We start from the raw sequence: 13,119 nt of genomic DNA on the forward strand, positions 1-13,119 counted from the left end.
AATAATATTCGTTCCTCTATCACCCTCTTACTTAGGAATATTAGGACTTTACCACTTGAAGTACCTTTTATTTATAAACATGAATATCTATAAATAAGTCATCTTCACTCCTTATATTTAAGTATTCTTAATTACTATATTTTACTATAAATTATACAATAAAACAAAAGCCCTAAAATTTAATTCTAGGGCTTTTATCTGTATTAATAATACTCTGCTATATATACATAAGTTTTCTCAACAAGTTCCTTATCTCCTTGTAACTTATACTTAGAAAACACCTTCAATATAGCCATCTTAACATCCCTTATACCCTTACTAGAATCTTGCCATCCAATAAACAACTGAACCTCATTAACAATCTTATTATCTATATCATTAACAATATTCTCAACGATAATATTAGGTCTATCGCCCTTAACCTCGTTAAATAATTCAGTTAAAGCAGCTTTACCAGTCTTAATAGAATAAATATCTTCATCATCAGAAACAGATTCTTTTTCTCTTTTTATAACTTCCTTAGCTAACTCTATTAACTCCTTTAAAAACTCTACACTATGCATAAAATTAGACTCATACTTAACCTTTAACTCCTCTAACTTATCAGCAAGCTCTTTAAACTGCATTTGACCTTCTTCAATGTTTTTTCTAATTCTCTTAGCAACATCAAGTTCTATTCTCTTAACTTCAACAGGATTATTTATGCTCATAATCTCACTTATAAGTGTTGGGTCTAATACTATCTTATCTAAATCATCATAAATATTAACAGCATGTATGTTCCTATTTATAATTTCCATAGTCTTAGGACCTAATCTGTGCCATATAAGTGACCCTACATTACTTGATGGTCTTATCGACCTATATATATCAGTTAGCCATCTATAGTCCTCTATACAATCTTCAAGTATAGGATGTGGTGATATAGATTCCCATAATTTTGATAAATAAGAATAATATCGACCAAAAGCATCTCTTATCTCATCATTATATAAACAATTTTGTGCAGCTATAAGACCTTCATATCCTTCAATAGCTCTATCTATACCATCAAAATATGATAAACATTTTTTAAGTATTATAGGAAACTCTTTTACATATTCATCTATATTTTCAATAACCTTTTGCATAGACTCACTATCAAAATTTAAAGCCTTGCTAACCTCATCAAAGACACCTATATAATCAACAATTAAACCAAACTCTTTATGCTTGTATACTCTATTTACTCTACATATAGCCTGTAATAAAGTATGCTCTTTTAATGGTTTATCTAAATACATTGTCTGAGCTATTGGTGCATCAAATCCTGTAAGAAGTTTAGCTGTTACTATAAGTATCTTTAAAGGATCATTAACTTTTTTGTAGTGGTCATCAATAAGTCTTTTTTCCTCATCTTCTTTTCTATCATATTTTAGATATTCTTTGTCATCACTTTTTTCAACAGTCATAACTATAGTAGATGTTTCTTCTCCTAATAATCTATCTAAATGCTCTTTGTACTTTATACAACAATCTCTATCATAGCAAACTACCATAGCTTTAAAACCTTGTGGTTCTACTACATTTTTATAATGAGATGCAATATCCTCACAAACAGTTTTAATTCTTTCATCAGACTTTATAAATGTAGCTATACTACCAGCCCTTTTTGTAAGTTCTTTTTTCTCTAAATCACTTAAACTATCTGTAAGCTCATCAAACTCTTTTTTCATTTTTTCTTTATCTAAATGAAGATTTACAAGTCTTGGCTCAAATGTAAGTGGTTTTGTAGCATCATCTCTTATAGAATCTTCAAATGAATACTTACTTATATATCCTTCTTTATCTTCTTCACATCCAAAAGTTGCAAAAGTATTTCTTTCTCTTTTATTTATTGGTGTTCCTGTAAGACCAAAGAAAGATGCATTTGGTAGAGCTTTTCTCATTAATATACCTAAGTTACCTTCTTGAGTTCTATGTGCTTCATCTACTAAAACTATTATATTTTCTCTTTCATTAAGAGTTTCTTTTACATCTTTAAACCTAAATATAGTAGTTATTATTATTTTTCTAGAGTCATTTTTTAATTCTTGCTCAAGTGATTTAATACTTTTAGCAGCTTTCATATTAGGAATATCTGCTGCTGTAAATGTTCCTGTTATTTGTGAATCTAAATCTTTTCTATCTACAACTACAAGTACAGTAGGATTTTTTAAGTCTTTGTTCATTCTAAGTTTCATAGCAGCAAATAACATTAAAAGTGATTTACCAGAACCTTGGAAATGCCATATAAGACCTTTTTTAATTTTCCCTTCTTTTACTCTTTCAACTATTTTATTTGTTGCATCATATTGTTGTGATCTACAGATTACTTTTATTCTTCTATTATCATTATCACTAGTAAATATTATGAAGTTTTTTAATAAGTCTAAAAATACCTCATGGTTAAACATTTCATGTATAGGATACTGTATATTATCTAAACTTTTATATTTTCCTTCAAAATCTCTCCATGATGCCCATTTATCTAGTGGACATTTTATAGTTCCATATTTAAACTCTTTTCCTTCTGTTGCAAAATTAAATACATTTGAAACAAAAAGCTCCGGTGCCCTTGTTTCATACTCATCTAGTATTTGCTTTGCTCCTGTTATCCAAGATACTGATGAATTTACTGGACTTTTACATTCTCCTATTGATACTGGAAGACCATTTATAAGGAGAACTATATCTTCTCTAGTTCCCTTATCACTGTCTTTTGAGTTCATTATATATTCTATAGTTACTATAAACTCATTGGCAGATATATTATCAAAGTCTATTAGTTTTACTGGAACATGTTCATCATTTTCTCCAAATGGCATAGTTTTTTCTCCTCTTAGCCATTCGAAAAACTCTTCATTTGCTCTAACTATACCTCTATGTTTTGCATTTACTATTATTTCTCTTAGTCTACGTATTACTTCATCAGCTCTTGATGGAACTTGGTTTATTTCTGGATTAATTTTTATTAAAGCTTCTTTTAGTTTATTTTCAACTATTGGGTCACTATTTTTTCTTATCAGTTGATTTGAAGGTACAAAGGTCCATTTATTTTGAACTAGTAAATCTCTAATATAATTTCTTACAGATTTATCTTCTGTAAATTGCCTATTATTCATCTAAATCCCCCTTAATTTGATTTTATAAATCTATTAAGTAGTACTTTCTTAACATTTACTAAATAGTTTATATTTACTTCTATATCATCTATAAATTTATCTAATTTTCTTAATGTATTCAGTATAATTATTCTTTCATCTTCGTCGTGTACTTTAACATTTAAATTTAATATGTCATTACTACTAATTGCCGTAAATGTACTTCCTTGTCCTATAGATGCTAGTCTATGTCTATTCCCTTGCATCAAGTAATATAAATATTCTGTTTCTATACTATCTTTTCCTCTCAATGCACATAGACCTCTACCTATACAACAATCTTCTTTAGCAATATTTAACTCTCCAACAGGGGCTCTGACTGACATTAATATATCTAGCTTTAATCCAATTTTTTTTGGAGATGTACACCACTTCTTAGTTTGAGGATACTTTTTTCCAAATTCAGCTTTGCCTTGATAGAACGGAATTCCTTCTCCAATTTCATTATACGACGATGATGGAGGAGATTGTCCCATAGTAACCTGAGCTATTTCACATATTTTTCTTGTTTTAGTTGTACTTAACTTATTTTCTTGTATAAATATTTCCTTTATAAATTTATCTTTATATGTGTTACTTTTTTCTAATAATAATTTCTTTTTTTGTAAGTATTCTTCGTTAGTTATCATTGTCTTCACTATATCTTCTTGATATTCTTTACTTTTCAAAACTACTTTAAACTCGGATATATCTCTCCATTTAGCTCTCTTTGACATAGTCCCTGCTGAATTTGATATTGTAAAATCCCAAAACTTTTCCAAGTTCATTATTAATAAAGTTATTCCTTTTATGGTAGTATCATACTCCCTTAAAACTATAATATCTCCTGAACAGACACCATCAAAATCTGCTACTGAAGCTCTCTTTAAGTAAGTATTTCTTCTTGCAAATAATATATCTCCTTTTTTAAATAACTTCATAGACGATTTTACATCACTAGTACTTCCCCACCTATTTACGTATAAACTACCACTATCTAAATGTTCTAATCCTACAAATCTTTCATATCCTGATTCTGATGGATTTGCAACTCTTTCAGATACTTCATATGCCAAATCACCTAATCTTACTTCATTTAAATTATCCATGTATTTTTACCTCCTCTAATGACTTAATCATTTTCTTAAAGCTGTCCTGTAATTCTTTTGAGGAGATTTCCCAATTGTTTATAGCTTCTTCTAAACTTATTTCATCTTGATTTTCTTCTTTAGGTCTTGCATAAAGCTGCACATTTAAGTTTCCTTTATTTTTATCTAATATAGTATTTATCGCTTCTACTTTACAGAAGTTTTCTATATCTTCAAATCTAATATAAGCATCTTCTATTTTATCTCTATGATGTTTATCCATATAACTCATAGTTTTTTCTTTTCTAACTTCATTTACTGCATTTATGAATAATATCTTATTTTTTCTTTCTTTAGGTTTATTCATATTACATATAAGAACACAGGCTTCCATAGGAGAATTATAGAATAAGTTTGGACCAAGTCCTAACACACATTCTACAATATCATCTTCAATCATCTTTTTTCTTATATCTTGTTCTGAATCTCTAAATAACACTCCATGAGGAAGTAATATTGCACATTTTCCATGTTCAGCATTCATACTTTTTATAATATGTTGTATAAAGGCATAGTCAGCACATCCTTGTGGTGGTACTCCATACATATTTCTACCATAAGGATCATTCATAAATTTATCTCTATCCCATCTTTTTATAGAGTAAGGTGGATTTGCAAGTACTATATCAAATGTTTTTAATTCGTCATTTCCCATAAATCCTGGATCTGCTAACACATCTCCTCTATATACGTTAAAGTCTTCTATACCATGTAAAAACATATTCATTCTTGCTATAGATGAAGTTATTAAGTTTACTTCTTGTCCGTACAGTTTTAATGATCTATATTCTTCACCTTTTTCCTTTAAATGAGTGGCTGTTATAAGTAGCATACCACCAGTTCCACATGTAGGGTCATATATACTATCTCCTGGTTTTGCATCTAACATTTCTGCCATAAGTTTTACTAAGGTTCTATTTGAATAAAACTCCTGTGCAGTATGTCCACTATCATCTGCAAATTCCTTTATTAAATATTCATATGCATTACCTAATTCATCATCTGGTACATTTTCTATTGATAAAGTGTACATAGAGAAATGTTCTAATAAATCTTTAAGTAATCTATCTGGCAATCTTTCTTTATTAGTCCATTGTGCATCTCCAAATATTCCTTCTAATTTACCAGGATTTGCTTTTTCTATTTCTCTCATAGCTGTTTGTAGTGCTTGACCTACATCTTCACTTTTTTCTCTTACAACATTCCAATGATGCTCTTTTGGAACATTGAACATGTGTAAATCTTCAAAGTCAACACCAAACTCTGCTTCATTTTTTGCATATTCCTCATCATATACATCACATACTCTTTTAAAGAATAATAATGGGAATATAAATTGTTTATAATCACCAGCATCTATATGACCTCTTAAAAAGTTAGCTGAGTCAAATAGATACTTTTCTATTTTTTCTAAACCAATTCTAGCCATTACATTACACCCATTTCTTTTAATATTAACTTTAGCTCTTCTTCTGCTTTAGTTGCTTCTTCATAAGCTTTTATCATGTCGTTATATGCTTGTTCTAAAGTTATTCCGTCATCTTCTTCTACTTTATCTACATATAAAGCTATATTTAAATTGTATTCATTTTCTTCTTTTATTTCACTTATATCAACTACTCTACATTTTCCTTCTACATCTTCATAGTTTTTGTATAGGTTATATATTTCTTCTACGTGTGATGATTCTAAATAGTTTTGACTTCTATCTTTTTTGTATATTTCAGATGCATCTATTACTTGTATTTTATTTTTCTTAGTTTCATCTTTTTTCTTATTAAATACTAATATAGATGTTGATATTCCTGTTCCATAGAATAGTCCTTCTCCAAGTCCTATTACAGTTTCTATATAATCATTATCTATTATTTTCTTTCTTATTTTTCCTTCTGCTTGACCTCTAAATAATACTCCCTGTGGTAATACTACAGTCATTTTCCCATCATCTTTTAATGATTTTAGCATGTGTTCTACCCATGCATAATCTCCATATGATGCAGGTGGTACTCCAAGTGAGTTTCTTCCGTAAGGGTCATTTGTCCATTCTTCTCTTCCCCAGTTTTTAAGTGAAAATGGTGGATTTGCTATAACACAGTCAAATGTTTGTAACTTATCATCTTCATGGAAAGCTGGATCTCTTAATGTGTCTCCTCTAAGTATATGGAAGTCTTCTATATCATGTAGGAACATATTTATTCTAGCTATACCTGATGTTGTAAGGTTCTTTTCTTGTCCGTAAAGTTTAAGAGTTTCTCCTCTTTTTCCTTGTTTTGTAACGTATTCGTATGCTTCTAGTAACATACCTCCTGTTCCACAAGTTGGGTCGTATATACTATCACCTTCTTTAGGATCTAATATCATAGTCATAAGTTTTACTACTTCACGTGGTGTATAGAATTCCCCAGCAGATTTATTTGAATCATCTGCAAACTTTTTGATTAAGTATTCATATGCAAGCCCCATAGTATTAGACTTTACTTCACTGTTACTTAAGTTATGTTGTGAAAAATGCTCTACTAAATCTTTAAGTATAGCATCTGATAGTTTATCTTTATTTGACCATTGTGTATCTCCAAATATTCCTGATAGTTTCTCTGGATTTTCTTTTTCTATTGCTCTTATACATTCATGTATTTTAGCTCCTATATTTTCAGATGTTTCTCTTACATCATTCCAATGACATCCTTTAGGTATTATAAATCTATGAAGGTAATCATAGTCTTCTCCAAATTCTTCTATTGCATTTTTATATTCTTCATCATATACATCCGATATTCTTTTAAAGAATAGTAATGGGAATATATATGCTTTAAAATCTGATTGGTCTACTGGCCCTCTTAATATATTTGCAGCTTGGTATAACCAAGACTCTAGTACGTTAATTTCCAACTTAATCTTCCTTTCCACATTTTTCTACATTTTTCTACATACATTATATCATTATATATAGTCTATGTATTTAGTTAATTTACTAAATACATAGACTTAAAATTTCTATTTTATAACTTTTGATAATCCTAACATATCATATATACTAAGTGTATCATTTTTTAGCTTTTCTTGTAATTTTTTTAATCCTTCATTGTATTCTTTTTTAGAATCTATTGACTTTTGAGCTACCTTATTTTGCTCTTCTATACTTAACATTGGTACTTTCATATCATATAAGTCAGTAGCACTTAATACTTTAATTGTTGTTCCTGTTTGTTTTAAGTTTAAGTAATATTGCCCAACTGGACTTTCAAGGTACTCTTTTATAAAGTATGGATTTATATTGTAGTTTGGAGTTATTTTTATAAAGTTATTTGATACTATTATATTATCTGGTATATCTTCAACTACAGCTATTTTTATAGCATTACCTCTGCATGATAGTAATATATCACCTTTTTTTACAGTGTATTTTTCAATACGTTTTATATCATTAAGCTCTATATCAGTTAAGTTGTCTAATATTAGTTCTCCATCTTGCACATCTGATAATGTTATTGCTTTATGTGTTTTTGTACTTTCTTCAGATGCTTTTGGTAAGTTCATACCTCTTTCAAATTTAGCTATGTCTTTAAAGTTTATTGTTTCATTTTGACTTTCAAATTTGTTTATATCTAAATTTATTACACCTTCTTCAGTTACTACAGTATAATCTATGATGTATTTTCCTACAATTAAGTTATAGTTATTTTCTGCTATTTCTTTTGTATCTACTAATCTACTGAAGTCTTCTTCTTCTATCTTAGATGTATATAAATTTATTATTTTATTAATTTGCTCCTCTGATAAAACTGTAGTTCTTCTATCTCTTGTTCTTAAGTCTTCTCCTTTTATAAAGAATATTTTTTCTTTCATACTTTCATTTTTATCTTTATTTAATACCATTATTGCAACTGGTATTGATGTAGTTGTATACACTGGTGGTAGACTTATTATACCTTCTATTATATCGTCGTTTACTAAGTTTCTTCTTATTTTACCTTCAGCAGCTTCTCTAAATAATACCCCCATTGGAACTACTATTGCTGCTTTTCCGTTATCCTTTAATGATGCTATTGCATGTTGTATAAATGCATAGTGTAAATTATTTTTTGATGGTACCCCATACTTATATCTTCCATATAAGTCTTCCTGTATTTCTTCATAAGTTACTGGTCTCATACTAAATGGTATATCCATAGTTACATAATCAAATTTATCTAGTTTTAATCCATCTCTAAACTTTGGATCTTTTAATGTATCTCCGTATTCTATATTAAAGTTTGTTATACCATTCATTCTTAAATTTATCTGTGCCATCATCCATCTTTTTAAGTTTTCTTCTTGACCATATAGTTTTATATCATCTTTTCTTTGTAGGTTACTTGCTTCTATTAAAAAGTCTCCATTTCCACATACACCATCATATACAGTGCCTCTTTCTATTTCTAGTATATTTGTCGTTATCTTTTTTATACTTTCTGGCTCTTTACCATCTTCACCTAATTTACTTACTGATGACTCTGAATCTAGGATTACATTTATAAATTCTTTTGATGTATTTTTTAAGTCTATATGTTGTATATTAGCTATTATATTTTGTAAATTCTTATCAGATATTTTACTTTGACTTATTGTATTTTTCATACATTCTTTTAATAAGTTATTATCTATTTCAGATTTTTCTATTAATTCTATTAATCTTTCTTTTGTATTTTCTTTGTTTGTAATTAAGTCTTCTATTTTTATAGTGCTTGGTAGTTTTATACCTGTTTCTACATTTTGTTCTGATGCTGATATAACTCCAACTACAGATACTAATTCTAGTCCTTCATTTATTGGTGCTTCACCTCTAGTTGGTTCAAGCAATTTATAAATCACTGAGTTCATTTTGTATTCTCCTTTATTTTAAAAGGTAATCACTTTACCTTTTCATTTTATTTTAAAAAAATATTTGTTATGTTTATATAGTAATATGTTTTATTTTAAAAGTCAACAGTTTTTCTTAAAGATTTTTATTTTTATTTTAAAAGGTAAATTAATTACCTTTTTTATATTTTATATAAATAAGCTAATAATTATTCATTATTAACTTATTTATTATTTTGTATTAAATATATTGTTATGTATTTTTACTACAGGTTTTATCCTAAAACCTCTTCAAGATATTGACTAGACATTCTTCTATAAATAAGATGTAGTACAATTCTTGAAAGTAAATGTCTATACATTATATTTTCAGACATATCTTCTAATTCATCTAGATCACTTTTTTTAATAACTTCACCATACAAACTCTTTTTTAACACTTTATCAATAACACTTACTTCTTCATCAGTCCATACCATCCACATTTCATATAATTTATCTTCTGTATGAGCTCCCCATTCATTAGATAATTTCAATAAATTTTTAAACTTTTCTTTTATCTTAGAGTTATGTTCTCCTAAGTCTTTTATAATTTTAAAAAAATCTTCCTCTGATAGTTCTTTATAGTATCCTACCTCTGAATCTCCTGAAAATACATCTAACTGTATCTTTTTATCTATATCATCTATAGATAATATGGATTCATCATTAATAACATATTTATTTTCTAACTCTTTCATATTACTTTCAAGCTTATATTCTTCATCATTTACTCCAACTTGTTTACAAAAGCTGTTAAGTTCTTCTTCTATCTCCGGATCAAATTCATCCACAAAACAATTATCCTGATTTATATTTAATAAATTTATTTCTTTTTTAATTCTTTTTCTTATATATATTTCATTTTCTATAATAAATGCGATATTTTTGTTATGCTCTATTTCCATACACTTTAAAAATATTGGTATTGCCTTTAGCTCATTTTCATCTAATTCTACATTAGCAAATAATTCTCTTAATTCTCTTAATTTCTTTAATTTTAATATAGTTTCATACTCTTTATTTGATTTTTCTAATTCTCTTCTTATATGAGCCATTTTATAATGTAGCTCTTTATAGAAATTATTTAATGCATATTTAGATATATTATATAAATCATTTTTCAAAAAAGTTAATAAATTTTGTCTTTTTATATTTTCTCCAAACTTCTCTTTATATAAAGGTTGATTAGTTAAATATATCAACATTTTTTCATTCAAAATATCAACTAATAAATTCATATCCTCACTAACTAATTCTACTTTACCTATGTATTTTTTCAATATTATGTCCTCACTTTATTATAAATTCTTTAATGCTCTAGCTAAAAAGTTTAAATCCTCTTTTAAATCTTCTTTTGTATAAATTTCATCTATCTCATACCACTTTAAATCTTTATTTAATCTATCAAATATATTATTCTTTACATCTCTTAAAACAGTAAATTCTACTTTCTTGCCTAACTGACTTATAGTTATATTATTTTTATCTAATTTAAAATACTCTTTATAACTAGATAAATCTATTATATTCGAGTTAATATCTATTTTTTTAGAATTAACTAATACCTCTATCTTTTTATCTATATCAGATTGTATTTCTATCTCATATCTATCTATATTGTCATAATGAATACTGTCTATATCTAAGGTATCAAAACTATATTTATCTCTTATTATATATCCCAATATATTAGGCTTTATATATTGAGTATAATAACTATCTAACTCTTTAATATATATACTTATAGGTATAAATCTTGAAACTATCTTGTCCTTTATCTTTATAGTCTCTATTTTAGATTCATTACTAGAAATTTCATCCTTATACCTTGCCTCTATTTTTACAAAATCGCCTTCAACATATATATCACTGTCTAATTTTATATCAATTGATGATAAAGTTACTATTTCAGCATCAAATATTCTTTCATAGTTATTTATAAAGGTTAATTTTATTTTCGCAGAAGAATCTTTATCAACTTTAACTTTATCTCTTAGTTTATTATGGCATAGATATATTTTATTACCTTCTTTTTGTGTAATATCTTCTAATAAGAACTGATTATATTTATTATCGTAGTTTGATAAAACTTCAACTTTTTTACCTGCATCTTTTATATTAGTTATCACTCTATTCCTAATGTTTATATGTTCTTCAAGGTGGAATATTGTATTTTTACTAAACTTCCAGCTCTTCTCTTTTATCTCATATTCAAAGTTTGTTTTACTATAGTTGTTCTTTTTAAGATTTTTAATGTATAAATTTATATCATCTATATTTTTAATATCTTCTTCATATAAAATATCCTCATGTCCATTACTATAATGATATATTTTTATACTTATTGGTTTTTGTTCTATTTGTTTATTTATATTAAATACTATTTTTTTATTTTCTATATATCCATCTTTATCAATTAAAATATTTTTTATTTCTTCACTATAATTACATTTTATAATTATTTTTTCATTAGCATATGGTTTTAAGTATATTTTAAAATTATTTAAAAGCAAATTATATGAATAAGTATCACTAATATCATTGTAATCATATTTAAATACTGGTGTATAGTCTACAAACTTATCTGGCTCATATACAGTATTATTTATTATAATAGGAATTCCATTTGATATTTTTCCATACCAATAGTATCCCTTTAATATATAGTTGTTATATAATGGATAGCTTTCTTCTATTTTAGATTTCCCTAGTTTTACATTAAATCTTTTATTAGATCTATATCCAATATGTGTTTCATTTATTTTTGTAAATTTATCTTTATTAAAATCTAAGAGTTTATTTATACTTAAAGATGTATGAGGTAGTACAGTGTATATTCTATAGTTTGGATAATTTATATTATGAATACCTAGTTGTATATCTTTGTATTGTCTTGGTGAGATTTCTTTTTTATTAGGTGTTATTATTCTAGTTCCCATTGGAGCATTATTTAATATATTTCTAAATTTTTGAACACTTACTTTTGATAATATCTGTATGTATAATGATTTTAAGCTATCTTTTCTTGGTAGTATTCTAAATATATCAAACTTCAATACTTTATTTATTGCATTTACTACACTATCTTTAGATAAATCTTCTTCGTAGTAGTTTCCTTCTTCTAAAAGAGTACATACATCACATAATTGTTTTATTACTTTATTTACTTTCTGTGGATATTCACTTAATATCTTGTGGCATTCTTTTATCTTTTCTAATTCTTTTGTATCCCAAATATAACTTCTTCTTAAAATTACATCTATATTCTCAAATACATATTCAAATTCAAAGTGTTTTAGATTTTTCCAATATAGCTTAAATAATTCTATTAATTCATTTGCCAAATGTTTTGGTATTCCTGTTTCATTTATTAAAGTATCTTTATACCTAAATCCCTTCATTTTATCCCAGTTTTTAGGTAGTATATTTTCTTTTTTAAATGCATTTTCTAATATATTATACATTCTTCCATCAACTTTAGCTTTTGTTAAATTTTCATAGTCCTTTGTGTATGCTCTTATATGATGTTCTCCTTTTATAAATTGACACATTGCTGCTAAGCATACTTTTTCTACCTTTTCTTTGTTGGTGTATTTTAATTTATAATTCACATTCGTATGATAGTTATACAATACTAATAACAAATCTTCTTCTAAGTCTGTTGTATCTATATTTTCATATGTTAGTCTTTCTTCTTTTTTTATATAACCTTTTTTTATAAATTCTTCTTTAGTTATTTTCTTTCTTCTCTCTATTTCTATTAGTAGCTTATCCGTAAGTTTTAGTAATTCATTTGATGTTAATTTACGAAATTCCATTTAATATCCTCTTCTATAAATCTTAATTATTCTTTATTATACGACCTTATATATGTCTATCTTTATATTTTTTATATTTATTTTACTATACACATAAGCACATTATATCAT

The 13,119-nt window shown here is 26.6% G+C and carries 7 protein-coding genes; all 7 read right to left on the bottom strand.

The genetic code is table 11. The features are described 5' to 3' along the window. Nucleotides 1–203 precede the first annotated feature (203 nt). Complete coding sequence (locus tag BN7997_RS10885) at nucleotides 204–3,143, bottom strand: type I restriction endonuclease subunit R (RefSeq protein WP_071120806.1); 2,940 nt, start codon at nucleotides 3,141–3,143, stop codon at nucleotides 204–206. Between the two features lie 11 nt (nucleotides 3,144–3,154). Continuing rightward, entirely contained in the window at nucleotides 3,155–4,270 is a 1,116-nt protein-coding gene (locus BN7997_RS10890) for a restriction endonuclease subunit S (RefSeq protein WP_071120807.1), read from the bottom strand. After that, nucleotides 4,263–5,738, bottom strand: a complete 1,476-nt coding sequence (locus BN7997_RS10895; protein ID WP_071120808.1) for a type I restriction-modification system subunit M — start codon at nucleotides 5,736–5,738, stop codon at nucleotides 4,263–4,265. The genes BN7997_RS10890 and BN7997_RS10895 overlap by 8 nt, the downstream gene beginning before the upstream one ends. Beyond that, complete coding sequence (locus BN7997_RS10900) at nucleotides 5,738–7,198, bottom strand: type I restriction-modification system subunit M (protein WP_083335095.1); 1,461 nt, start codon at nucleotides 7,196–7,198, stop codon at nucleotides 5,738–5,740. The genes BN7997_RS10895 and BN7997_RS10900 overlap by 1 nt, the downstream gene beginning before the upstream one ends. A gap of 105 nt (nucleotides 7,199–7,303) precedes the next feature. Then, complete coding sequence (locus tag BN7997_RS10905; RefSeq protein WP_071120810.1) at nucleotides 7,304–9,169, bottom strand: N-6 DNA methylase; 1,866 nt, start codon at nucleotides 9,167–9,169, stop codon at nucleotides 7,304–7,306. A gap of 254 nt (nucleotides 9,170–9,423) precedes the next feature. Beyond that, entirely contained in the window at nucleotides 9,424–10,470 is a 1,047-nt protein-coding gene (locus BN7997_RS10910; RefSeq protein WP_071120811.1) for a hypothetical protein, read from the bottom strand. 18 nt (nucleotides 10,471–10,488) lie between these two features. Then, nucleotides 10,489–13,008 carry a hypothetical protein gene (locus BN7997_RS10915; RefSeq protein ID WP_071120812.1) on the bottom strand — a complete coding sequence of 840 codons (2,520 nt, stop codon included), beginning with the start codon at nucleotides 13,006–13,008 and terminating at the stop codon, nucleotides 10,489–10,491. Nucleotides 13,009–13,119 lie beyond the last annotated feature (111 nt).

Source organism: Romboutsia timonensis (assembly GCF_900106845.1).
Classification (GTDB): domain Bacteria; phylum Bacillota; class Clostridia; order Peptostreptococcales; family Peptostreptococcaceae; genus Romboutsia; species Romboutsia timonensis.